This window comes from Demequina sediminis, assembly GCF_039545075.1.
In the GTDB taxonomy this organism is placed as follows: Bacteria; Actinomycetota; Actinomycetes; order Actinomycetales; family Demequinaceae; genus Demequina; species Demequina sediminis.
In genome coordinates this window covers 125,117-148,903 of sequence record NZ_BAABRR010000006.1, presented here as the reverse complement: position 1 = coordinate 148,903, position 23,787 = coordinate 125,117, and the positions used below count along the sequence as shown (strand labels likewise).

17 protein-coding genes and 1 tRNA gene are annotated in these 23,787 nt (G+C 71.3%); 7 read left to right on the top strand and 11 right to left on the bottom strand.

All coding sequences use genetic code 11. The features are described from left to right. Nucleotides 1-18 precede the first annotated feature (18 nt). Entirely contained in the window at nucleotides 19-6,324 is a 6,306-nt protein-coding gene (gene pulA, locus ABEA62_RS07295) for a pullulanase-type alpha-1,6-glucosidase (protein WP_345379365.1), read from the top strand. A 289-nt stretch (nucleotides 6,325-6,613) separates the two neighbouring features. On the opposite strand, the gene ABEA62_RS07290 is transcribed toward pulA, so the two are convergent. The 6 genes from ABEA62_RS07290 to ABEA62_RS07265 are packed head-to-tail and all read right to left on the bottom strand — an operon-like array spanning nucleotide 6,614 to nucleotide 13,098. After that, nucleotides 6,614-7,423, bottom strand: a complete 810-nt coding sequence (locus ABEA62_RS07290; protein WP_286214896.1) for an ABC transporter permease — start codon at nucleotides 7,421-7,423, stop codon at nucleotides 6,614-6,616. Further along, a complete protein-coding gene (locus ABEA62_RS07285) occupies nucleotides 7,410-8,213 on the bottom strand; it encodes an ABC transporter ATP-binding protein (protein WP_345379362.1) in 804 nt (267 codons plus the stop codon). The genes ABEA62_RS07290 and ABEA62_RS07285 overlap by 14 nt, the downstream gene beginning before the upstream one ends. Then, a complete protein-coding gene (locus ABEA62_RS07280; protein WP_286214898.1) occupies nucleotides 8,213-9,610 on the bottom strand; it encodes a sulfate adenylyltransferase subunit 1 in 1,398 nt (465 codons plus the stop codon). The genes ABEA62_RS07285 and ABEA62_RS07280 overlap by 1 nt, the downstream gene beginning before the upstream one ends. Further along, a complete protein-coding gene (cysD, locus tag ABEA62_RS07275) occupies nucleotides 9,610-10,539 on the bottom strand; it encodes a sulfate adenylyltransferase subunit CysD (protein WP_286214899.1) in 930 nt (309 codons plus the stop codon). Before cysD ends, ABEA62_RS07280 begins: the two co-directional genes overlap by 1 nt. A gap of 31 nt (nucleotides 10,540-10,570) precedes the next feature. Next, nucleotides 10,571-11,311 carry a phosphoadenylyl-sulfate reductase gene (locus ABEA62_RS07270; protein WP_286214900.1) on the bottom strand — a complete coding sequence of 247 codons (741 nt, stop codon included), beginning with the start codon at nucleotides 11,309-11,311 and terminating at the stop codon, nucleotides 10,571-10,573. After that, nucleotides 11,308-13,098 carry a nitrite/sulfite reductase gene (locus tag ABEA62_RS07265; protein WP_345379357.1) on the bottom strand — a complete coding sequence of 597 codons (1,791 nt, stop codon included), beginning with the start codon at nucleotides 13,096-13,098 and terminating at the stop codon, nucleotides 11,308-11,310. Before ABEA62_RS07265 ends, ABEA62_RS07270 begins: the two co-directional genes overlap by 4 nt. Before the next feature lie 362 nt (nucleotides 13,099-13,460). On the opposite strand from ABEA62_RS07265, the gene ABEA62_RS07260 reads away from it, so the two are divergent. The 5 genes from ABEA62_RS07260 to htpX all read left to right on the top strand — a co-directional run bounded on the left by ABEA62_RS07260 (nucleotide 13,461) and on the right by htpX (nucleotide 18,684). Beyond that, nucleotides 13,461-15,347, top strand: a complete 1,887-nt coding sequence (locus tag ABEA62_RS07260) for a DUF4037 domain-containing protein (protein ID WP_286214901.1) — start codon at nucleotides 13,461-13,463, stop codon at nucleotides 15,345-15,347. Then, nucleotides 15,344-15,994 (top strand): DUF4125 family protein, encoded by a 651-nt coding sequence (locus ABEA62_RS07255; RefSeq protein WP_286214902.1) that lies wholly within the window; start codon nucleotides 15,344-15,346, stop codon nucleotides 15,992-15,994. The genes ABEA62_RS07260 and ABEA62_RS07255 overlap by 4 nt, the downstream gene beginning before the upstream one ends. A gap of 128 nt (nucleotides 15,995-16,122) precedes the next feature. After that, nucleotides 16,123-17,508 (top strand): FAD-dependent oxidoreductase, encoded by a 1,386-nt coding sequence (locus tag ABEA62_RS07250; RefSeq protein WP_286214904.1) that lies wholly within the window; start codon nucleotides 16,123-16,125, stop codon nucleotides 17,506-17,508. A 10-nt stretch (nucleotides 17,509-17,518) separates the two neighbouring features. Then, a complete protein-coding gene (locus tag ABEA62_RS07245; protein ID WP_286214906.1) occupies nucleotides 17,519-17,737 on the top strand; it encodes a hypothetical protein in 219 nt (72 codons plus the stop codon). Between the two features lie 71 nt (nucleotides 17,738-17,808). Then, the gene (gene htpX, locus ABEA62_RS07240; protein WP_286214908.1) at nucleotides 17,809-18,684 is read left to right on the top strand and encodes a zinc metalloprotease HtpX; all 876 of its coding nucleotides are present in this window, start codon (nucleotides 17,809-17,811) and stop codon (nucleotides 18,682-18,684) included. 23 nt (nucleotides 18,685-18,707) lie between these two features. Here the strand turns inward: htpX and ABEA62_RS07235 are convergent, their stop codons facing one another. Genes ABEA62_RS07235 through ABEA62_RS07225 form a run of 3 tightly spaced genes read right to left on the bottom strand, consistent with a single transcriptional unit; the run spans nucleotide 18,708 to nucleotide 20,432 of the window. Then, nucleotides 18,708-19,112 carry a dihydrofolate reductase family protein gene (locus ABEA62_RS07235; protein ID WP_286214910.1) on the bottom strand — a complete coding sequence of 135 codons (405 nt, stop codon included), beginning with the start codon at nucleotides 19,110-19,112 and terminating at the stop codon, nucleotides 18,708-18,710. Between the two features lie 29 nt (nucleotides 19,113-19,141). Continuing rightward, nucleotides 19,142-19,936: a YwiC-like family protein gene (locus ABEA62_RS07230; protein WP_286214913.1), complete on the bottom strand. Its 795-nt coding sequence runs from the start codon at nucleotides 19,934-19,936 to the stop codon at nucleotides 19,142-19,144. A 4-nt stretch (nucleotides 19,937-19,940) separates the two neighbouring features. Continuing rightward, nucleotides 19,941-20,432: a YajQ family cyclic di-GMP-binding protein gene (locus ABEA62_RS07225; protein ID WP_286214915.1), complete on the bottom strand. Its 492-nt coding sequence runs from the start codon at nucleotides 20,430-20,432 to the stop codon at nucleotides 19,941-19,943. Nucleotides 20,433-20,556: 124 nt separating this feature from the next. On the opposite strand from ABEA62_RS07225, the gene ABEA62_RS07220 reads away from it, so the two are divergent. Beyond that, nucleotides 20,557-20,638 (top strand) — tRNA-Tyr (locus ABEA62_RS07220). A gap of 114 nt (nucleotides 20,639-20,752) precedes the next feature. Here the strand turns inward: ABEA62_RS07220 and ABEA62_RS07215 are convergent. Beyond that, on the bottom strand, nucleotides 20,753-22,198 hold the full coding sequence (locus ABEA62_RS07215; protein WP_345379350.1) for a sugar porter family MFS transporter: 1,446 nt from the start codon (nucleotides 22,196-22,198) through the stop codon (nucleotides 20,753-20,755). Between the two features lie 90 nt (nucleotides 22,199-22,288). Then, entirely contained in the window at nucleotides 22,289-23,668 is a 1,380-nt protein-coding gene (locus ABEA62_RS07210; protein ID WP_286214917.1) for an NAD(P)/FAD-dependent oxidoreductase, read from the bottom strand. Nucleotides 23,669-23,787: the final 119 nt, after the last annotated feature.

Here is a 23,787-nt window from a genome sequence, read left to right as displayed (position 1 = left end):
CGGACCCTGGAGCGCTCCTTGTTCAAGCCGTCGCGCAGTACCTCCGCCCTCGCCCTCCTTGCCCTCTCCGGCGCCCTCGTGGTCGTCACCGCTCCCGCGGCATCGGCCGCCGAGCGCTCCTTCGCCCTCGTGGGCGACCTGCAGAGCGAGGTGGGTTGTCCAGGCGATTGGCAGCCCGACTGTGGGGAGTCGGAACTGCTCGCGACCGACACCCCGGACCTCTACGCCGCGCAGTTCGACGTGCCGGCCGGGACCTACGAGTACAAGGTCGCGGTGGACGATGCGTGGGACGAGGCCTACGGGCTGAACGGCGGCGCCGACAATATCCCGCTCGTGCTTCCCGAGGCCGCGACGTTGCGCTTCGTGTTCGACGATGCCGCCAAGCGCGTGGGGCTCGAGGTGCTGTCCGTGCGGGGCGAGTACACGGACGAGGACGATGCCCTGGTCGCGGCCCCCGCGCGACAGCCCGGCAGCGACGAGCAGTTCTATTTCGTGATGACCGATCGCTTCGCGAACGGAGACCCGAGCAACGACACCGCGGCCATCGAGGGCGACCGGCTCGACCACGGGTTCGACCCGACGGACAAGGGCTTCTATCACGGCGGCGACATCGCGGGACTGCATGATCGCCTCGACTACATCGAGGGGCTGGGCACGACGGCGATCTGGCTGACCCCCTCCTTCAAGAACCGCCCCGTCCAGGGCGAGGGCGTCAACGCGAGCGCCGGCTACCACGGCTACTGGGTCACGGACTTCACGCAGATCGACCCACACCTGGGCACCAACGCGGAGCTCGAGGCGCTCATCGCGGACGCCCACGACCGCGGCATCAAGGTCTACTTCGACATCATCACCAACCACACCGCCGACGTGATCGCGTACGAGGAAGGCGAGTACGCGTACATCGAGAAGTCGGTGGAGCCGTACCTCGACGAGGACGGCGAGCCGTTCGACCCGGCCGACTACGCGGGAACTGGAACCTTCCCCGCCCTGGACGCCGCGACATCGTTCCCCTACACGCCCGTGATTTCGCCGGCCGACGCGGACGCCAAGGTCCCCGCGTGGCTCAACGACCCCACGCTCTATCACAACCGCGGCGACTCGACGTGGACGGGGGAGTCGGTCACGTACGGCGACTTCGTGGGTCTCGACGACATCATGACGGAGCACCCGACCGTGGTCGGCGGCTTCGTCGACGTGTACCAGGACTGGATCGACCTGGGCATCGACGGCTTCCGCATCGACACCGCCAAGCACGTCAACTTCGAGTTCTGGGAGGAGTGGAGCACCGAGGTGCTCGACTACGCGCACGCGAACGGCAAGCCGGACTTCTTCATGTTCGGCGAGGTCTACGACGCGGACCCCGTCAAGCTTTCGCCATACGTGCGTGACACGGACATGAACTCGGTGCTCGACTTCACGTTCCAGTCCTCCGCCGTGAGTTTCGCGAGCGGCAACTCCGCGCGGGGCCTGCGCTCGCTGTACGCGGGGGACGACTACTACACGACTCCCTCGACGTCCGCTGGCGCGTTGCCCACGTTCCTGGGCAATCACGACATGGGGCGCGTGGGGTACTTCCTCCAGGGCACGGATTCCGCCCTCGAGCGCACCGAGCTCGCCCACGAGCTGATGTTCCTGGGTCGCGGCCAACCGGTGGTCTACTACGGCGACGAGCAGGGCTTCGCGGGCGCCGACCCCGGCAATGACAAGAGCGCGCGTCAGTCGCTGTTCGCGTCGCAGGTCGACGAGTTCACCGACCAGGCGCTGCTCACGGGTGAGACCGCGGGCGCGGTCGACCGCTACGACACGGACGCCGTGCTGTACGAGCACATCGCCGCGCTGTCCGCGCTGCGGGAGGCGCACCCCGCGCTCGCGACCGGAGCGCAGATCGAGCGCTACGCCGAGTCGGGCGCGGGCGTCTACGCCTTCTCGCGCGTCGACCGCGACCAGCGCGTCGAGTACCTGGTCGCGCTCAACAACTCCGCGTCCGAGTCGACCGTCGACATCCCCACGCTGACCGCGGGGGCGACCTTCGAGACCCTCTATGGCGGCGCGGGCACGGTCGCGTCCGACGCCTCGGGAGTCGCCTCGGTGACGGTCCCCGCGCTCGGGGCCGTCGTGTTGCGGGCCGATGCCCAGGTCACGGCACCCGCGGAGGCCTCGCCGGTGTCCGTCGTCGCCCCGGCTCCCGGGGCCGGCGTGTCCGGCTCCGTCGCCGTGAGTGCTGACGTCGACGACTCGTGGCGCGAGACGTCGTTCGCGTGGCGCGTCGTGGGCGCCGACACGTGGACGCCGCTCGGCACGTCCGAGACGACCACCCCGCGCGTCTTCCACGACGTGCGCGGGCTCGACGCGGGCACGCTGATCGAGTACCGCGTCGTGACGGTCGACGCGGCGGGCCAGCGCTCCGCGGCATCGACCTATGCGTCGGTGGGTCACGCGGTCGCGGTCGCGGTCGAGGAGGAGCCCGAGCAGGGCATCGAGTCCGTGACCATCGCGGGCAGCCTCAACTCCGAGATGGGCTGCGCGGGCGACTGGCAGCCGGCGTGCGAGGCCGCGATGCTCACCGAGGGTCCCGGCGGCGTGTGGTCAGGGACGTTCGACGTGGCGGCGGGCGACTACGAGTACAAGGCCGCGATCGACGGCAGCTGGACCATCAACTACGGCGCGAACGCCGTGAGGGACGGCAGCAACATCGCCATCTCGCACGACGGTGGTCCCCTCACCTTCTACTTCGACTCGCGCAGCAACCAGGTGCAGTCGAGCGCGGAGGGTCCCGCGGTCACGCTGCCCGGCTCGTATCAGTCCGAGATCGGCTGCCCGGGGGACTGGGCACCCGACTGCCTCGCGAGCCTCATGGCCGACGGCGACAAGGACGGCGTCTACGAGTTCTCGACGGCCGACATCCCGGCAGGCGCCTACGAGGTCAAGGTCGCGCACGGGCTGGGCTGGGCGGAGAACTACGGACAGGACGGCGCGCCCGGCGGCGCGAACTACGCGTTCTCGACGGAGGAGGGCGAGCTCGTGACCTTCCGCTACGAGATCGCGACGCACCTGCTCGAGATCGAGGTCGCGAACCCGCCGCTGCCCGGCGCGGGACAGTCGCGCGCGTACTGGATCGACGCCCAGACCCTCGCGGTGCCGGCAGACCTGGGTTCTGGGGAGGGCTGGCAGCTGTACGGATCCGCCGACGCGACACTCGAGGCGGCGGGCTCCGACGTCTCGGGTGGCGAGCCGGTCGCGCTGAGCGTGGTCGAGGGGGGCCTCACCGCGGCCCAGCTCGAGCGATTCCGTGCCCTCGAGGGCTATGTCGCGCTGCGCGTCGAACTGACGCGCGAGGATGCGGCCGCGCTGTTGCGCGGAGAGCTCGCCGTCGCACGCCGCGACGGTGACGCGCTGACGGCCTTCACGGGCGTGCAGGTGGCGGGCGTCCTCGACGCCCTCTACGCGGAGGCGGCCGACGGCGTCGACCTGGGCGCGGTCTACGGCGACGGAGGAATCGACTTCCGCGTCTGGGCGCCCACGGCTCGCGCAGCGACGCTGCTCACGTGGGGCCCCGGTGCGGCGGGAGACCCCGCGCGTCATGAGGCCACGTGGGACGCGGACAGCGGTGTGTGGAGCGTCGCGGGCGACGGCTCCCTCGACGGCGCCGAGTACCTGTGGGAGCTCGAGGTGTTCTCCCCGAGCAGCGGCGAGATCGAGCTCAACGCAGTGACCGACCCGTACTCGGTCGCGCTGACGCTGAACTCGACGCGTTCTGTCGCGGTCGACCTCGATGATCCCGCATTCCGGCCCGAGACGTGGGAGGAGACTCCGGCGCCCGTCGTCGACCGCGCGGTCGACCAGGCGATCTACGAGCTCCACATCCGCGACTTCTCGATCGGTGACGCCTCGGTGCCCGCCGAGGAGCGCGGCACCTACCGCGCCTTCACCCGCGAGGGTGCGGGACGCGCGCAGCTGCGCGAGCTCGCGGACGCGGGCATCACGACGGTGCACCTGTTGCCCTCGTTCGACATCGCGACCATCGAGGAGGACCGCACGCTCCAGCAGCAGCCGGACTGCGACCTCGCGTCGATGGCTCCCGACTCGGAGGAGCAGCAGGCATGCGTCGCCGCGGTGGCCGACACCGACGGCTTCAACTGGGGCTACGACCCCTTCCACTACACGGTGCCCGAGGGCTCGTACGCGGTGGATGCCGACGGCGGCGCGCGTGTCGCGGAGTTCCGCGAGATGGTCGGCGCGCTGCACGAGGACGGCCTCCAGGTGGTCCTCGACCAGGTCTTCAACCACACCGCGCAGTCGGGTCAGGGGGAGAAGTCGGTGCTCGATCGCGTGGTGCCCGGCTACTACCACCGCCTGAGCGACACGGGCACGGTCGAGACCTCGACCTGCTGCCAGAACGTCGCGACGGAAAACGCGATGGCGGGCAAGCTCATGGTCGACTCCGTGGTGACGTGGGCGGCGGACTACAAGGTCGACGGCTTCCGCTTCGACCTCATGGGCCACCACTCTCGCGAGAACATGCTCGACATTCGTGCGGCGCTCGACGCGCTCACGCTCGCCGAGGACGGCGTCGACGGCTCGTCGATCTACCTCTACGGCGAGGGCTGGAACTTCGGCGAGGTGGCGGACAACGCTCTCTTCGACCAGGCGACCCAGGGGCAGCTCGGGGGGACCGGCATCGGCACCTTCTCCGACCGGCTGAGGGATGCCGTCCACGGCGGCAGCCCGGTCGACTCGTCGTCGACGTTCCGTCAGGGATTCGGCACCGGTCTCGGCACGGACCCCAACGGCGACCCCGTCAACGGCTCCACCGAGGAGGCGCTCGCGGCGCTCGCTCACGAGGCCGATCTGGTCCGGCTGGGACTCGCGGGGAACCTGCGGGACCTCGAGCTGCTCGCGTCGGATGGCACGGTGCGCGCGGGCGACGAGCTCGACTACCGTGGCTCGCCCGCCGGCTACGCCGACCAGCCCGACGAGGTCGTCACCTACGTCGACGCTCACGACAACGAGACGCTGTACGACCTGAGCGTCCTCAAGCTGCCCGTCGACACGTCGATGGAGGACCGCGTCCGCATGAACACGCTGTCGCTCGCGACCGCGACCCTCGCCCAGACGCCGTCGTTCTGGCATGCGGGCACGGAGCTGCTGCGGTCGAAGTCGCTGGACCGCAACAGCTACAACTCGGGCGACTGGTTCAACCGCATCGACTGGACGGGCCAGGAGTCGACGTTCGGCTCGGGGCTCCCGCCGGCCGCGGACAACGAGGGCAAGTGGTCTGTCATGGCGCCGCTGCTCGCGAACGGAGATCTCAAGCCCACGGCAGCGGACATCGCCCAGGCGGAGGCCGCCGCACTCGACCTGCTGCGCGTGCGCACGGAGGTTCCGCTGCTGCGGCTCGGCTCGGCCGAGCTCATCACGGAGAAGGTGTCCTTCCCCGGCAGCGGTCCCGACGCGACGCCCGGAGTGATCGTCATGCTCATCGACGACCTCGTGGGGGCCGACGTCGACCCCGACCTCGCCGGCGCGCTCGTCGTGTTCAACGCCTCGCCCGAGGCGACCACGCAGGAGATCGCGGCGCTCGCGGGACGCGAGTTCGCGCTCACCCCCGCGCTCGCCGAGGGCTCGGATGACGTGGTGCGCTCGACGTCGTGGGACGCCGCCGCAGGCGAGGTCACGGTGCCCGCGCGCACGGTCGCGGTGCTGGTCGAGGGCCAGGACGATGCCCCGGCGCCGGCCTTCGCCGACGTCTCGGAGGACCCGGAGTCGCCCCTGTACAGCGAGCACGCGGCGGCGATCGGCTGGCTCGCCGCCGAGGGGATCTCGAAGGGATGGGACAACGGGGACGGCACGTTCTCCTTCCGCCCGCTGTCTCCCGTGACGCGCGACGCGATGGCGGCCTTCCTCTACCGCTACGCGGGCTCGCCCGAGTGGGAGGCCCCGGAGGTCTCGCCGTTCCTCGACGTGACGCCCACCAGCACCGAGTTCTACGCGGAGATCACGTGGCTCGAGGCGCAGGGCATCACCGAGGGCTGGGAGGTCGACGGCGGACGTGAGTTCCGGCCGCTGGCCACGATCACGCGCGACGCGATGGCGGCCTTCATGTACCGCTATGCGGACTCGCCCGCGTGGGAGGCTCCGGCGGAGTCGCCGTTCCTCGACGTGGCTCCCGGTCGGGTGTTCTACGACGAGATCACGTGGCTCGAGAGCCAGGGCATCACGGAGGGTTGGGAGGTGGACGGAGGGGTCGAGTATCGACCGCTCGCGTCGATCACCCGCGACGCGATGGCGGCGTTCCTGCAACGCCACCACGAGCTCGGGTAGCCCGCCCCCCACGCGGCTCCGCCACACGGTTTCGCGGCTCCGCCACACGAGCTACCCGCCGGCACCTCCTACCCCCGCCGGCTCCGCCACACGCCGTCACTGCAATGGGACACCCATGGTCGGTATCGAGGGATTCCGGCGCGCTATGGGACCACCACCGTCGCGGGCGTGTGGCGGAGTCGCGGCAGGGTGAGCGTGTGGCGGAGCCGCAGCAGGGTGAGCGTGTGGCGGAGCCGCGGCAGGGTGAGCGTGTGGCGGAGCCGCGGGAGGGCGCTGAGTCGGCGCAGCGTCAGTGCGGCAGGCCCGCGTCGACCAGTCCGCGCGACACGCGCAGCCGGTGCTGGACCCGCGCGAACACCAGCCGGTCCACGAGCATCGTGAAGGCGAGCACGATGAGGATGGTCGCCATCATCTCCGTGATGTCGCCGGTCTCGCGCGAACGCTGGATCACGTCGCCGATCCCGGTGCCCGACAGTGCGCCCGAGAAGATCTCGCCGGCCACCAGGCAGCGGAACGCGATCGACCAGCCCAGCTCGAGACCGGTCATGATGCCGGGCAGCGCGGCGGGGAGCGTGACGTGTCGCAACAGCGTCCCGCCATCGGCCCCGAAGGTGCGCCCCGCCCGCAGCAGCAGCGGCGGCACGTTCTTCACGGCGGTGCGGGTGCCGAGGATCACCGCGGGCATCGCGCCGATGCTCACGACGGCCGCGAGCGACCACGGGGAGGTGCCGAGCACGATCGCGGCCACCGGGATCCACATCGACGTCGGCATGCCCTGCAGGGCCGCGAGGTACGGAGAGAGCCCGCGGTCGACCGCGGGCCGGGAGCCGATCACGAGCCCTAGCGCGACGCCCACCACCGCGGCGACCGCGAAGCAGCCGCCCATGAACAGCGTGACGCGCGCGAAGATCGACGCGAAGCGCCCGTCGAGAGCCATCTGCCACAGCTCGGCCCCCGTCGCGGCCGGACCCGGGAGCGCGTCGAGGGTGAGCGACAGGAGGGCCCACAGCCCCAACAACGCGAGCCCCACCACGACGATGGGCCCGCCGCGACGCCACGCGGGCGTGCGTGCGACCGGGGACGCGTCAGATGACGACATGGTCGTCCTCCCCACCGCGCGGCGCCGCGATGCCCAGCTGGTCCGCGGCGTCGAGCAGCCGGCGCACATCCTGGGCGAGCGCGACCACGCGCTCGGATTCCACGACGCGCGGACGGGCGAGGGACACGCGAACGTCGCCGATGATGCGCCCGGGCCCGGAGGACAGGACGATGACGCGGTCACCCAGGGCGACCGCCTCGCGCACGTTGTGGGTGACGAAGAGAATCGTCGTGCCGGTCTCGCGCCACAGCTCCTGGAGCTCGACGTGGAGGCGGTCGCGCGACGGGGCGTCGAGCGCGCTGAAGGGCTCGTCCATCAGCAGGACAGCGGGTCGCATCGCGAAGGCGCGGGCGAGTGCCGCGCGTTGGCGCATGCCGCCCGACAGCTGGTGTGGGTGGAGCGATGCGGCATCGGTCAGGCCCACCTTGGCGAGCCAGCGCGCGACGGTCGACTCGCGCTCGGCGGCCGGAACGCCAGCCTGCTTGAGCCCGAACCCGACGTTGTCCGCGACGGACAGCCACGGGAACAGCGCGTGCTCCTGGAACACCATGACGCGATCGGGGCCGGGGCCCGTGACGGGGCTGCCGTCGACGGCCACGGATCCGCGCGCGGGTCGCGTGTGCCCCGCCACGAGGTCGAGCAGCGTCGACTTTCCGCAGCCCGAGGGGCCCACGACGCACACGAGTTCGCCCGGTGCGAGGGACAGGTCGATGCCGTCGAGAGCGAGGCGTTCCCCGGACCGGCCGGGGAACGCCTGCGCCACATCGGCGATCGCGACAGGTGCGCCCATCAGATGCTCAGGTAGGCGTCCTCGCCCAGGCCGGGGGCCTGAGCGCGCGCGGTGCCTGCGGCGACCGTCGAGCCGTCCTGCGGATCGATGAGCACGAAGGCGCCGGTGCGGCGGTGACGCCCGTAGTCCTCGACCGCGAGCGGCTGGGCGAGCTGGAGCTCGACCACGCCGATGTCGTTGAGCAGCAACTCGTGCCCCGGCTTGATCGACGCATCGAGCGTGCCTCCCGGCAGCGCGATGTCGAGCACGCCGTCGATCGCGACGACCATCGCCTGGACCAACGCGGAGCCGTGCTGCACGAGCACGCGATCGCGCACGCGCAGCGGGCGATCCGTGAGCCACGCGACGTGAGCGTGGAACGTGCGGCGTGGCTGGAGCGCGTCCGACGCGGAGGACAGCAGGTCCCCTCGCGCAACGTCGACATCGTCCGCGAGGCGAATCGCGATCGACTGACCGGCGTGCGCCTCGTCGAGCGGGCCCGTCGCGGTGTCGATGCCAGCGACCGTGGTGCGCCGCCCGGAGGGCTGGACCACGACATCGTCCCCCACCCGGATGGTGCCCTCGGCGACCTGGCCCGCGTAGCCGCGATACTCGCGGTACTCGGGCGACAGGGCGGCGTCCTGCGGTCGCAGCACGAGCTGCACGGGCAGGCGCCAGCCCACCTGGGCGGCCTCGGCGTCGGCCGCGGTCGGGTGAGCGATGCCGCGGCGGTGAGCCGCGGCGATGGCGTCGGCGCCCTCGTCGATCGACGGCACGGTCTCGAGGATCTCGAGCACCGTGGGCCCGTCGTACCACGGCGTGCGCTCCGAGCGCACGGCCACGTTGTCGCCCACGAGCGCGCTCACGGGGACCGTGATGACGTTGGTGAGCCCGAGGGCCTCGGCGTGAGACTGCACGTGCTGCGCGATCGACCGGTACGGACCGGCCGCATAGTCGAGCAGGTCGATCTTGTTGACGGCCACGATCACGTGCGGCACGCGCAGCAGCGCGGCCACCGCGAGGTGGCGGCGCGTCTGCTCGACCACGCCGTAGCGTGCATCCACGAGCACGATCAGCGCGTCGGCGGTCGATGCACCCGTGACGGTGTTGCGCGTGTACTGCACGTGTCCGGGGCAGTCCGCGAGGATGAACGTGCGGCGCGGTGTCGAGAAGTAGCGGTACGCGACGTCGATCGTGATGCCCTGCTCGCGCTCGGCGCGCAGGCCGTCCGTGAGCAGCGCGAGGTCGACGGTCTCGCCGCCGCGCTCGCGGCTCACGCGCGCGACCGCCTCGTACGCGTCCGCGAGGATCGACTTGGTGTCGTGCAGCAGGCGCCCCACGAGCGTGGACTTGCCGTCGTCGACGGATCCGGCGGTCGCGAAGCGCAGGAGCGAGGGCGTGGTGGTCAGGGTGTCCATTAGAAATAGCCCTCCTTCTTGCGGTCCTCCATGGCGGCCTCAGAGAGGCGGTCGTCGGCGCGGGTCGCGCCGCGCTCGGTGATGCGGGTCGCGGCGACCTCGGCGATCACCTCGGCGAGCGTCGCGGCGGGCGACTCGACGGCCCCCGTGCAGGACGCGTCCCCCACGGTCCGATACCTCACCGTGCGGGTCTCCACGGCATCGTCCTCGCGCACCGTCACGGACGGGTGGGGCGTGAGCCACATCCCGTCGCGCTGGAACACGGGCCGCTCGTGCGCGTAGTACAGCGACGGCAGCTCGATCCCCTCGCGCTCGATGTAGCGCCACACGTCGAGCTCCGTCCAGTTGGACAGCGGGAACACGCGCACGTGCTGTCCGGGCAGGTGCTTGGGGTTGTAGAGGTTCCACAGCTCGGGACGCTGATTGCGCGGGTCCCACTGGCCGAACTCGTCGCGCAGGGACACCACGCGCTCCTTGGCGCGCGCCTTTTCCTCGTCGCGTCGCGCGCCGCCGAACACGACGTCGTACTTGTGTCCCGCGATCGCGTCGAGCAGCGGCACGGTCTGCAGCGGGTTGCGCGTGCCGTCGGGGCGTTCGCGCAGGCGGCCGTCGTCGATGTAGTCCTGCACCTTCGCGACCTGCAGGCGCAGGCCGAGGCGCTCGACGGTGCGATCGCGAAACTCGATGACCTCGTCGAAGTTGTGGCCCGTGTCGACGTGGAGCAGCTCGAACGGCACGCGTCCTGGCCAGAACGCCTTGGTCGCGAGGTGGAGCACCACGACGGAGTCCTTGCCGCCGGAGAACAGCAGCACGGGCTTGCGCGCGGTGGCGACCGCCTCGCGGATGATGTGGATGCCCTCGGCCTCGAGGGCATCCAGGGTGGTGAGGCGCGCGGGGGCGCCGGTGGGCGCCGCGGGTGCGTCGGTCATGGGGAACCTTGTCTTGTCGGGGACGGGTGGTCTACGAGGTGTGGATGCCGCACTCGGTCTTGCCTTGGCCGGCCCAACGCCCGGAGCGCGGGTCCTCGCCCGGCGCGACCTTGCGGGTGCACGGCAGGCAGCCGATGCTCGGGTAGCCCTGAGCCACCAGCGGGTGGCGGGGGAGGTCGTTGGCCTCCTGATAGGCCTCGACGGCGGCGTCATCCCATAGCGCGAGCGGGTTGATCTTCACGAGTCCGTGCTTGGCGTCCCAGCTGACCACCGGCATCTCGGAGCGGGTGATCGCGTCGACGCGGCGCGCGCCCGTGACCCAGGCGGCGTAGCCCTCGAGGGCGCGGCGCAGCGGCTCCACCTTGCGCAGCGCGCAGCACAGATTGGGGTCGCGAGCGAAGAGATCCTTGCCGTGGGTCGCATCCTGCTCCTCGACGGTCTGCTCGGGCAGGACGTTGACCACGGTGATGTCGAAGGCCCGCGCGGCCTCGTCCCGCGTGACGATCGTCTCGGGGAAGTGGTAGCCGGTCTCGAGGAAGAGCACGTCCACACCCGGCAGGCGGGTCCCGAACAGGTGGGGGAGGATCGTGTCCTGCATGGACGATGCCACGGCCAAGCGGGCGCCGAAGGTCGCCACCGCCCAGTCCGCGATGTGCGCGGCCGAGGCAGTCTCGAGGCGCGCGTTGACCTCGGCGCACGTCTGCGCGTTCCACTCGGTGGGGTTGAGGAGGGTGAGCGACGCGGAGCCCAACCCGGGGAGGCCGGTGCTCACTTGATCAGCTCCTCGTCCACCCGGAAGGCCCAGTCGGCGAACTGCTCGCCGTCCGTGCGGGTCTCGAGGTAGTTGCGGGTGACGCGCTCGACGTAGTCGGGCATGCCATCGGCCTTCACCTTGTGCGCGCGGATCTTGCGACCGAAGTCGTTGTCCTCGCCGCGGCCCAGGCGGCCACCCAGGTGCACCTGGAAGCCGGGGACCTGCTCGCCGGTCTCGTCGTCCAGCACGAGCTGGCCCTTGAAGCCGATGTCGGCGACCTGGATGCGCGCGCACGAGTTCGGGCAGCCGTTGACGTGCACCGTGATGGGGGCGTCGAGCGTGGGGAAGGCCTGATCGAGGCGGGTCACCACCTCGCGAGCGGTGGCCTTGGTCTCGACGATCGCGAGCTTGCAGTACTCGATGCCCGTGCAGGCCATGACGTTGCGGGCGAACTCGCCCGGCTGCGCCTCGAGCTCGAGAGCGCGCAGTCCATTGACGACGTCGTTGACCTTGTCCTCCGGCACATCCAGGATGAGCACCTTCTGGAGGGGGGTGAGGCGGATCCGGTCGGAGCCGGCGGCCTCGGCGATGTCGGCGATCGCGGCGAGCTTGGCGCCCGAGATGCGGCCCGCGATGGGCGCGGCGCCGACGTAGTAGCGCCCGTCCTTCTGCTCATGGATGCCCACGTGGTCGCCGCGGTCGCCCGGGCGGCCCACCTCGGGGCCCGGGCCGTCGGGGAGCTTCCAGCCCAGGTAGTCGTTCTCGAGCACCTCGCGGAACTTCTCCGCGCCCCACGCCTTGACCAGGAACTTGAGGCGGGCGCGCGTGCGCAGGCGGCGGTAGCCATGGTCGCGGAAGATGCCGATGACACCGGCCCAGACGTCCGCGACCTTGTCGGGCTCGACGAAGGCGCCCAGGCGCACGCCCAACTGAGGGTTGATGCTGAGTCCTCCGCCCACCCACAGGTCGTAGCCCACGCCGAGCTCGGGGTGCTCGACGGCGACGAACGCGACGTCCTGAACCTCGTGGACGATGTCGGGGATGCGCGTGCCGGTGATCGCCGACTTGAACTTGCGCGGCAGGTTCGAGAACTCGGGGTTGCCGATTCCGCGGTCGATGATCGCGCGGATCTGCGGGGTCGGGTCGATCAGCTCGTCCTTCGCGACGCCCGCGACGGGGGAGCCCAGGATCACGCGGGGGACGTCGCCGCACGCCTCCGTGGTGAACAGTCCCACCGCCTCGATGCGGCGGAAGATCTCGGGCACGTCCTCGACGCGGATCCAGTGGAGCTGGATGTTCTGGCGGTCCGAGACGTCGGCGGTGTCGCGGCCAAATTCCTGAGAGATCGCCGCGATCTCGCGCGCCTGGGCGACGGACAGCTGGCCGCCGTCGGAGCGGACGCGCAGCATGAAGTACTCGTCATCGAGCTGGTGCGGCTCGAGGATCGCGGTGCGGCCGCCGTCGATCCCGGGCCGGCGCTGCGTGTACAGGCCCCACCAGCGGAAGCGGCCGCGCAGGTCCGAGGGCGGGATCGACCAGAAGCCCCACTTCGAGTACATCGTCTCGATGCGGTGACGGACCTCAAGCGGGTCACCCGTCGACTTGAACTCCTCGTTGGGGTTCAGCGGGGTGCGGTCGCCGGAGGCCCACTGGCCGTCCTTGGCCGCGGTGTCCTTGCGTGCGGCGGCCTCGCGGGTGCGGATGAGGCGCGCCTCCTCGCGGTGACGACGACGCTCGTCGGCATCGGTCAGCGCCTGGGGTGCGCGGTGGGGGGTGGTGTCGGCGGCGTCGGTGGTGGGGCTCACCGCTCCTCCAGTCGTGTCGGTGGGAGCTGCGGCCGGGCGGGCGCGTCTGAGGTGCGCTCGTCAGGCCGAGCGCCCAGGAAGTTGGGACAGGTTCCGTGGGCGACTCAGGCCGACAGACACATGGCACAGCAAACGCAGCACATCGGTGCGCGGTTTGCGTGGAAGGCCATGGGCGAGATGATGACACATCACCGGGGGACTTGGGAAGGGCGCGGGGGACGATGCCCGGGTTAGCAGGCACGGCCACTACCAGGCCCGATGCCCCCGGGGGTGTCGAGAGGCCCGCGGGGCCGGGACCTCCGGCCCCGCCGCCGCGGGTCGGACGCGCCTAGCGTGAGGGGGAGTCCGTCGAGGGGAGAACCGTGGATCAGGCCGCCGCCGGCGATGGCGCCTTCGATGTCGAGGCGTTCGTGCGCGGCCTCGACGCGATCCTCGCGCGCTCCGGCGCTCCGGCAGCGAGAGACTTCGTGCGCGAGGCGCTCGACGAGGCCGTGCGGCTCGGCGACCGCGGCGCTCGCCTCACGATCCTCAACGAGCAGATGGGCCTATTGCGCTCGATCGGGCGCCACGACGAGGGCGTCGCCGCCGCGCGTGCCGGGATCGCCCTCGCGCTCGACATGGGGCTCGAGGGGTCCGAGCCGCACGCCGTGACCCTCATCAACGCCGCGACCTCGCTGAGGGCCGCCGGGCTCGCGGACGAGGCGCGCGCGGTCTACGAGGCGGCGCTCCGCGCAGCCGGGTCCGCGCTCGCGCCGGGGGACCGGCGCATCGCGGCGCTGCGCAACAACCTCGCCATCCTGCTCGGCGATCAGGGCGACCACGAGGGCGCCCACCGCGAGCTCTCGACGGCGCTCGCCTCGCTCGAGCACGGTGCCGATGCTGTCCCCGATCCCGCCACGGACCCCGACGTCGCGACCACTCTCGTGAATCTCTCGCATGCGGCACGCGCGCTCGGCCGCGACGCGGAGGCCGATTCCCACGCCCTGCGCGCGCTCGCGGTCTTCCGCGCCGGCGGCCACGGCACGGATCCGCATGCCGCCGCCGCCCTCGCGGGGCTGGGCCAGTCTCGACTGGCCGCGGGCGACGCCGCGGGAGCGGTCGATGCGTACCGCGAGGCGCTTGCGATCGTCGAGGCGAGCTACGGCACGGAGTCCGACGCGCACGCGGTCACCGCGGCGAACCTCGCCGACGCGGAGGCGGCGCTGGCGCGCCGGGACGGGCGGGCCGCCGCATCGTCCCCCGCGCCCGCATCTCCCTCCGCCCCCCGCCCCGACCTGACGGGGCTCGAGCTGTCGCGCGCGTTCTGGGACGCGCACGGTCCCGAGCTGCTCGCGCGCTTTCCCGCGCTACGGGGGCGGGTCGCGGCGGGCCTCGTGGGCCACGGCTCCGAGTGCTACGGCTTCGACGACGCCGTCTCGCGCGACCACGACTTCGGTCCGGGCTTCTGCCTGTGGCTCACCGCCGACGACCACGCCGCGTGGGGCGTGCAGCTGCAGGACGCGTACGACGCGCTGCCGACCCAGTTCCTCGGCTACGGGCCGCGGCTGGCGACCGAGCGCGCGAGCGGTGCCGGCCGGCGCGTGGGGGTGTTCGAGATCGGCGCATTCTTCGAGGGGATCACGGGTCACCCGGCCGCCCCCGGTGCCGACAGACCCCACGAGTGGCTCGCCCTCGAGGAGGCGACGCTCGCCGCGGCGACCAACGGCGCGGTGTTTGCCGATCCGCGCGGAGCGTTCAGCGGGGTGCGCAATGGCTTCCGGCGCATGCCGGCCGACGTCAGGCTCGCGTTGATCGGTCGGCGGCTCGCGATGGCCTCGCAGGCGGGCCAGTACAACGTGCCGCGCATGCTGAGCCGCGGCGACGGAGAGGCCGCGTGGCTCGCGGCTGCCGAGTTCGTGAATGCGGCTGCCTCGCTGGTGTTCCTGCTCGGCGGTCCCACCGCGGTCGGCTACCTGCCGTATTACAAGTGGCGGTTCGCCGCGCTGCGTGACCTGGCGTCGCGCCCCGGCGCGCGGCTGCCCGAGGTGCCGTCGCTGCTCGCGGACGTCACGCGCGACGCGTCGGCCGCGTGCGTGGGCGCCGACCCCGGCGCGCGGGAGTCGCTCGCGGTGGCCATCGACCGGACGTGCGCCCTCATCGCGGGCGAGCTGCGTGCGCAGGGGCTGAGCGCGTCGACCGACACGTTCCTCGAGCATCAGCGTGCCCACGTGCAGGCGCGCATCGGCGACGACTGGCTGCGTGCGCTGTGAGGCGGACGGCGACCCTCGAGGCGGCCGAGCGCGTCGCGCGACACGAGTTCGCGCAGTTTCAGCACGTGCGCGGCGAGGACGGGCGCGCGGACTGCCAGGACGACTGGCCGACCTTCCGGGCGATGCGCGTGAGCCAGTTCCTCACGTGGACCCCCGCGCTCCTCGAGAGCTACGCGGCGGACCTTGACGCCGCGGACGTCACGGGACGCAACCTGGTCACCGAGAAGTACGCGCGCATGATGGCATCCGTCGAGCCGGACAGGTTTGCGCGGGACCTCGCCCCACACCTGCCGGCGCTGTCGAGCGCCCGGGTCGCGCTGCAGGAGCGCATCATCGCGGCTCAGGTGGCGTGGGCCAGGGACTTCCGCGGCCGCTTCCCGCGCCTGGGCCTGGGCATGCGCGTGCTCACCACCGCGGAGGACACCCTCGCGGACACGTCGTTCGAGACGTACCTGCGCGGGGAGCTCGGCACGTACTCGACGCGCACGCTGCGCCTGTACGGCGAGCTGGTCGACGCGCTCGCGGCTGAGCGCGTCAACCTCACCGAGCTCACGGTCGGCCACACCGTGGCGCTCGCGGGTTTCGCGTCGCTCGCCGCGGCGGAGGAGGCACAGGCGGGGCAGCGGAGTATACCCCCGGGGGCGTAGGCTGAGGTCGTCCGCTGGATTTCTGCGATGGCGGCGTGTCTATACTCTGGTGCCGTTCGCCCGGGTCGGGCGCAGCAGTACCGCGTCCTACTCCGCACATCCGACCCCGCAGCCCCGAGGAATTCGCCGTGACCACGCATCGTCCGCTCCGCGTCGCCATCATCGGCGCCGGCCCCGCCGGCACCTACGCCGCCGACATCCTGTCCAAGACCGACCTCGACGTGTCGATCGACATCATCGAGCGGCTGCCCGCGCCCTTCGGCCTCGTGCGGTACGGCGTGGCCCCCGACCACCCGCGCATCAAGCAGATCATCGTGGCGCTCGCGAACGTGCTGGGCCGCGGCGACATCCGCCTCCTCGCGAACGTCAACATCGGCACCGACCTCAGCCTGCAGGACCTTCGCGAGCACTACGACGCCGTGATCTTCGCGACCGGATCGTTCTCGGACGCGGACCTCGATATTCCTGGTATCGACCTGGATGGATCGTATGGCGCCGCCGACTTCGTGTCCTGGTACGACGGCCACCCGGACGTGCCTCGCACGTGGCCGCTCGAGGCCAAGGAGATCGCCGTGCTCGGCGTCGGCAACGTCGCCCTCGACGTCGCGCGCATCCTCGCGAAGCACCCCAAGGACCTCATGCCCACCGAGGTGCCGGCGAACGTGGTCGAGGGCCTCGAGTCCTCGCCCGTCACGGACGTCCACGTGTTCGGACGGCGCGGTCCCGCCCAGGTCAAGTTCTCTCCGCTCGAGCTGCGCGAGCTGGGCCACGTGCCCGACGTCGACGTGATCGTGTACCCCGAGGACTACGACTTCGACGAGGGTTCGATGGCCGCGATCGAGGGCCACCACCAGACCAAGCAGGTCGTGAAGACCCTCACCGACTGGACGCTCAAGGAGCCCACCGGCGCGTCGCGCCGCATCCACCTGCACTTCCTCCAGAGCCCGCACGAGGTGCTGGGCGAGGACGGCAGGGTCACGGGCATTCGCATGGAGCGCACGGCCCTTCAGGGTGACGGCACGGTCAAGGGCACGGGCGAGTTCATCGACTACCCCGTGCAGGCCGTCTATCGCGCGGTCGGGTACTGGGGCACCGAGATCGAGGGCGTGCCGTTCGACGGGCGCCGCGGCGTGATCCGCAATGAGGGCGGACGCGTCATCGAGGACTCGGGCGAGCGCGTGCACGGCTTCTACGCGACCGGCTGGATCAAGCGCGGGCCCGTGGGGCTCATCGGTCACACCAAGTCCGACGCGTCCGAGACCGTCGCGAACCTGGTCGAGGATGCCGCGGCGCTCTACGAGGGCACGCAGGCGAGCCCCGAGCAGCTGAGCCCCGACAACATCCTGCGCCTGCTCAAGGAGCGCGACGTGCCGGTGGTCCAGTGGAAGGACTGGGAGGTCCTCGACGCTCACGAGCGCGCGCTGGGTGAGGCCGAGGGGCGCGAGCGCGTCAAGGTGGTGCCGCGCGAGGAGATGACCGACATCGCGCTCGGTCGCCTCGCCGAGCGCGCCTGAGCCGCCGCCCGTGAGGCGCTGGCGTCCGGACGACGCGTCCGACGTCGGCGCCGTCGCGCGACTCCTCGCCGACTCTCTGGTGGCGACCGAGCGCGAGAAGGGCGTCGAGGTGGCTTCCGGCGTCGCACTGTCCGAGAGGTACCGTCGCGAGGTCGAGGATCCGGTGGCGGCGCTTCGTGGCGCGACGGTGCTCGTGTGCCTCGAGAGGGAGTTCTCCACGGCGGGGTGACACGCACTGCCGCGGGGAACCTGGGGGACCGCGTGACCGTTCTGAGTGCGAGGGATTGACGGAGGGGACGCGTGAACAGGAAGTACTTCAACGGCCTGAAGACCACCGGCTTGTTCGTGGCGCTGTGGGCGGTGATGCTCACGCTGGGGTCGTTCATCGGCGGCGGCCAGTACCTGTGGCTCTTCGCGCTGCTGTCCGTGGCGGGCACGGCGTACGGCTACTGGAACTCGGACAAGCTCGCCATTCGGGCCATGCACGCGCGTCCCGTCACCGAGGTCGAGCAGCCCGCGATGTATCGCATCGTGCGCGACCTGAGCCGCGAGGCCAACCAGCCGATGCCGCGGCTGTACATCTCGCCGACGGCCGCCCCGAACGCGTTCGCGACCGGGCGCAACCCGCAGAACTCGGCCGTCTGCTGCACGGAGGGCATCCTCGAGCTCCTCGACGAGCGCGAGCTGCGTGGGGTGCTGGGCCACGAGCTCATGCACGTCTACAACCGCGACATCCTCATCGGGTCGGTGGCCGCGGCCTTCGCGGGCATGATCACCGCGGTCGCGCAGATGCTGTTCTTCTTTGGCGGCGGCAACTCGAACCGCGAGAACCCGCTCGGGGCGATCGGGCTCATCGCGATGCTGATCCTCGCCCCGATCGCGGCGGCGCTGATCCGGATGGCGATCTCCCGCACGCGGGAGTACGACGCCGACGAGGACGGCGCGACCCTCACGGGCGACCCGCTCGCGCTCGCGTCCGCGCTGCGCAAGCTCGAGTCCGGCACCCGCGCGCGTCCGCTCAAGGACTCTCCCGACCTCGAGAACGTCTCGCACATGATGATCGCCAACCCGTTCCGCGGCGCGGGGATGTCGAACCTCTTCGCCACGCACCCGCCCATGGACCGCCGCATCGCCCGACTCGAGGAGATGGCGCGCACGCGCGGCTACCTGCGCTGACGTGTGGCCCTTGGCGCTGAAGTTCAGCGCCACCGCTCAGCGCGCGCGGCGCGAAACAGGAAGGTCGTGTCCCCCAGGGTGAGCGGCTCGCGTGGCCGGTGCGTGAGCACGATCACGGGTGTGTGGAAGGGCGGCTGCTCGCCCCACCAGCCGTGCCAGTGCGCATCGTCCTGCCAGCCGGGCGGTCCGAACTTGCCCGCGCCCATGATCTCGACGCCGATCCCCTCGAACGAGCGTCGCGCGAATGCGTCGTCGGGAGTCGGCGGGGCATCGGGCACGCCCTGGAGCGCCGCCCATGTTGCGGTGTCCTTGAACCACTCCATGAGCCGCATGCCCGCATGACCGAACGGGGCCTCGACGCTGCGGTCCTCACCCGTGGCGAAGCCGTCGAGCGAGACCGCGAGGTTGTGGACGCGGACCAGGGTCATGACTGCAGTGTGTCACCGGCGGGCGGGTGTCACACGGGCATGAGCAGCAGGCTCGCGAGCACCACCAGGCTCACGCCCACCTCGGAGGCGCCGATGATCGCCACCCGCAGTCGCGCACGCGCGGGCAGGATCAGGGCGCGCGCGAGGAGCAGTCCGAACGTCGCCGCGAGCCACGGCCAGTACGCCGTGGTCGCGACCAGGGCTGCCGCATGGAACAGCGCGGACACCACGCGATGAAGGAGCGATCCGTGCTCACGAATCATGGTCTTCACATAGAGCACCGACCCCGCGAGGTAGGCCCACGCGACCAGTGCGACCGGCACGCCCAGGCGCCAATCGAGTCCCGCGGTCGCCGGCACGATCATCGCCATGAGTGAGGCCATGGTCACGGAGGCGATCCCGTTGACGCTCGACCGCTCCTGTCCCGCGCGCGTGAGGACCACGTTGACCGCGAGCAGGACGGCGAAGGCGGGCGCGAACCACGCGAGGCCCGGTCGCAGCGCCACCACCGGCAGCAGCGCCGCGGCGCACGTGGCGCCGAAGGTCAGCACCTGCGCGCGTACGCGCAGGAACCGGCCCGTCTTAACCCACAGCAGCAGGTGATACGACGCGAGCCAGCCCGTGAGCCAGCCAAGCAGGAGCGGGACGTGCAGCCAGGCGACGCCGAACCTGAGCCCGGCGAGGTACGGCAACAGCAGCATCGCCCAGACCCCGTGTTGGGGCGGGATCCAGGCGCGGAGGCGGCGCGATCGCGCGCGGGCGGTCCGGGGGCGGTCCGCGGGAGACGCGCCGCGCGGGTCAGCAGACCGGCGCGGGGCGCTCACGGCGTCAGCGGAAGTTGACGAACTGCAGCGCGGCGTCGACGTCGGCGCCCTTGAGCAGCGCGATCGTCGCCTGAAGGTCGTCGCGGCTCTTCGAGGTCACGCGCAACTCGTCGCCCTGGATGAGGGCCTTGACGCCCTTGGGTCCCTCGTCGCGCACGAGCTTGGTGAGCTTCTTCGCGACGTCCTGCGCGATGCCCTCCTTGACCTCGGCGACCAGGCGGAACTCCTTGCCCGAGGGCTGCGGCTCGCCCCACTCGAGCGCCTTCATCTCGATGTTGCGCTTGGCGAGCTTGCCGATGAACACATCGAGGACGGCCTTGACGCGCTCGGGGCTGTTCGCCTTCATGAGGATCGACTCGCCCGAGAACTCGATCGATGCGCCCACGCCCTTGAAGTCGTAGCGCTGAGCGATCTCCTTCGCGGCCTGGTTGAGCGCGTTGTCGACCTCCTGGCGGTCCACCTTGCTCACCACGTCGAAGCTGCTGTCGCCTGCCATGTCTCCTCCTCGGGGGCGCCGCGGTGGCGGCGCGATCGCGTGCGTCTCTCGGGCCATCGACGCGGGTTCGCGCCGGGGGTCCAATCCTTGCTATCCTTCCATGCGCGCCGCCCTGCGGCGCATCGGCGGGTTGCCCGAGCGGCCAAAGGGAGCTGACTGTAAATCAGCCGTCACTGACTTCGGGGGTTCGAATCCCTCACCCGCCACCCACGAGCAGCGCCCCTCCCCCGCGGGAGGGGCGCTGTCGCGTTTCCTGGCTCCCGGCATCGTCCCCCCTTGAGAGGGACGATGCCGGCGTCGCCGGGGCGGTCGCGTGTGCGTCAGGCGGTCGCGGCCTCTCGCCGCGGGCGTGAGCCGTCGTGCATGTCCTCGAGTTCGCGGCCCTTGGTCTCCTCGACGCGGAGATAGACGAACACGAAGGACAGCAGGGCCATCGCGGTGTAGAGCGCGTAGGGAAGCTGCAGGCCCATTCCGGCGAGAGTCGGGAAGGAGACGGTGATCGTCCAGTTCGCGAGCCACTGCGCCGCCGCCGCGACGGCGAGCGCCGTCGCGCGGATCTTGTTGGGGAACATCTCCCCGAGCAGCACCCACACCACGGGACCCCAGGTGGCGCCGAAGGACACGACGAAGGCGTTGGCGGCCACCAGCGCGATGGGTCCCCACACCCCCGATAGCGTGGCTGCACCCTCCGCGTCGACGCTCGCGTTCGCGAACGCGACGGCCATGGTGCCGAGCGAAGCCGTCATGCCGAGCGATCCGATGAGCAGCAGGCGCCTGCGACCGATGTGGTCGACCAGGGCGATCGCGATGATCGTCACGACGATGTTGGTGACCGAGGTGATGGTCGACGTGGTGAAGGCTTGGGACTCCTCGAAGCCCACCGACCTCCACAGTGTCGTCGAGTAGTAGAAGATCACGTTGATGCCCACGAACTGCTGGAAGACGGACAGCAAGATGCCGGTCCACACGATGGGCTTGAGGCCGAGGCGGTTGCCGCGCAGATCGCTCAGCGAGCGCTTCTCGTCGGTGCCGAGCGAGTCGCGGATCTGGGCGATCTTGGCGTCGACGTCCTCGACGCCGGAGTACGTGGCAAGGATGTGCGCCGCCTCGTCGTCGCGGCCGCGTCCCACCAGGAAGCGGGGGGACTCGGGAAGGCGAAGCGCAGTGAGGCCATACACGAGCGCGGGCGCGGCCTCCACGATGAACATCCACCGCCACGCCTCGAGTCCCCACCACAGCTCCTCGGCGGCGCCGCCCGCGATCATCGCGAGGACCTGCGCGCTGAGTAGCGCGGTGAAGATGCCGATCACGATCGCGAACTGCTGGAGCGAGCCCAGCCGGCCGCGGAAGGCCGAGGGCGAGACCTCCGCGATGTACGCGGGTGCGATGACCGATGCCGCACCCACCGCGAGGCCTCCGAGCACGCGCCAACCGATGAGATCCCAGATGCCCGTCGCGAGGCCCGACCCGAGCGCCGAGATCAGGAAGAGGATCGAGGAGATCACCATCACGCGGATGCGTCCGTGGCGGTTGGCGATTCCTCCCGCGAACCACGCGCCGACCGCGCATCCGAGCAGCGCGGACGCGACCGCGAAGCCAGTGAAGGCATCGGACAGGGAGAACGCGCCCTGGACGGAGTCGACTGCCCCGTTGATGACCGAGGAGTCGAAGCCAAAGAGGAAGCCACCGAGCGCGGCACCCACGCTGATGCCGATCACCCGCCCCTGAAGTCGGGCGCGGGACGAGGACGCGGGCTGGGATGCCACGGTGGACTCCAATCGGGGACGGGCCCGCGTCGCGCGGGCAGCGGGAAAAACCGTAACCCGATTCGCGCCCCGATGCCGCGCGGGTCCGCGTCAGTGGCCGCCCATGAGCGGCGCCATCACGCGCGCGACCGCGCTGGTGCGACCCGTGGCGCGCTCCTCGTGGTCGGCGAGCGCCATGGCTCGTAGGCCGGCGTTGACGCCGAGCCATCGCAGCGGCTCCGGCTCCCATCGGCGCGAGCGGTGGTTCACCCACGGCAGCGTGACGAGGGCGGTGTCCTCGCCCAGGATGAGGTCGCGCAGCGTGCGCCCCGCCAGGTTGGTGGTGGTGACCCCGTCGCCCACGTAGCCGCCCGCCCACGCGATCCCCGTCGCACGGTCGAGGCCCACCGACGCGTGCCAGTCGCGCGCGATGCCGAGCGCCCCGCCCCACGCGTGCGTGATCTCCGCGCCCTCAAGCGCGGGCAGCATGTCGACCAGGATCCCGTGCAGCGCGCGGTGCACGCGGTGCGCGCGCCGCGCATTGAGCCGCGTCGACGATCCCCACCGGTAGGGCGCCCCGCGACCGCCGAAGACCATGCGGTCGTCGGCGGTGCGCTGCCCGTAGATGATGAGGTGCCTGCCGTCCGAGAACGTCTCGCGGCGGTCGAGCCCGATCCGCTCCCACGTCACGGCCGGCAGGGGAGCGGTCGCGATCACGAGCGACTGCATCGGGATCACGGCACGCCTGCTGGCGGGCAGCCCCGGGGTGTAGCCCTCGGTCGCGCGCACGATGTAGTCCGCGGTCACAACGCCGCGCGAAGTGGTCACGCGGTGTGGCGAGATGTCGGTGACCTCGGTCGCTTCGTGCACGCGCACGCCGCGGCGGCGGACGGCCTGCGCGAGTCCGCGCACCAGCCGGCCGGGGTGGATCGCGGCGCAGTCCGGGGTGTAGGTCGCGCCCAGGGCACCCTCGGCGTGAAGCCGGCCGAGGGCATCGTCCCGTCCCAGCAGCGCGATCTCGGCCTCTTCGCGGCCCCAACGCCGCGCCTCCTCGACCTCCGCGCGAGCGCGCGCGAGCTGGACGGGCGTGCGCGCGACAACGATCGTCCCGCCCTTGGCCGCGCCCGCGTCGATCCCCTCCGCGGCGGCCGTGTGCAGGAGCTCGTCGATCGACTCGCGCATGGCGCGGTGCTGCCGCATCGCGGCGTCGACCCCGTGCTCGCGCGCGAGGGTCGCGATCGAGCTGGGGAAGAGCGCGGACGCCCAGCCGCCGTTGCGGCCCGAGGCGCCGTAGCCGGCGTGCTCACGCTCCAGGATGACGATGCGCAGGTCGGGTCGCGCACGGGTCAGGTAGAGCGCGGTCCACAGGCCGGTGAAGCCCGCGCCGACGATCGCGACGTCCGCCACGACGTCCCCCTCGAGCGGATCCGTGGGCGCGAGAGAGTCCTCGACGGTGTCGAGCCACAGGGACGGGCGCGCTGAGGTGCTCACGCCGACAGTGTGGACGGAGGGGCCCCACCACGGGCCCTTCGAGGCCGTTCCGTTTCCCCGATGTTAAGTTTGCGAGACATTCCGTACAGATCGTCCGACCCGGTGCAACAATCCATTGT

Excerpts from the sequence above, each read along its gene's own strand:
- ABEA62_RS07290 (WP_286214896.1), bottom strand. The coding sequence starts at position 7,423 with ATGTCGTCATCTGACGCGTCCCCGGTCGCACGCACGCCCGCGTGGCGT.
- ABEA62_RS07285 (WP_345379362.1), bottom strand. The coding sequence starts at position 8,213 with ATGGGCGCACCTGTCGCGATCGCCGATGTGGCGCAGGCGTTCCCCGGC.
- ABEA62_RS07280 (WP_286214898.1), bottom strand. The coding sequence starts at position 9,610 with ATGGACACCCTGACCACCACGCCCTCGCTCCTGCGCTTCGCGACCGCC.
- cysD (WP_286214899.1), bottom strand. The coding sequence starts at position 10,539 with ATGACCGACGCACCCGCGGCGCCCACCGGCGCCCCCGCGCGCCTCACC.
- ABEA62_RS07235 (WP_286214910.1), bottom strand. The coding sequence starts at position 19,112 with ATGACCCTGGTCCGCGTCCACAACCTCGCGGTCTCGCTCGACGGCTTC.
- ABEA62_RS07225 (WP_286214915.1), bottom strand. The coding sequence starts at position 20,432 with ATGGCAGGCGACAGCAGCTTCGACGTGGTGAGCAAGGTGGACCGCCAG.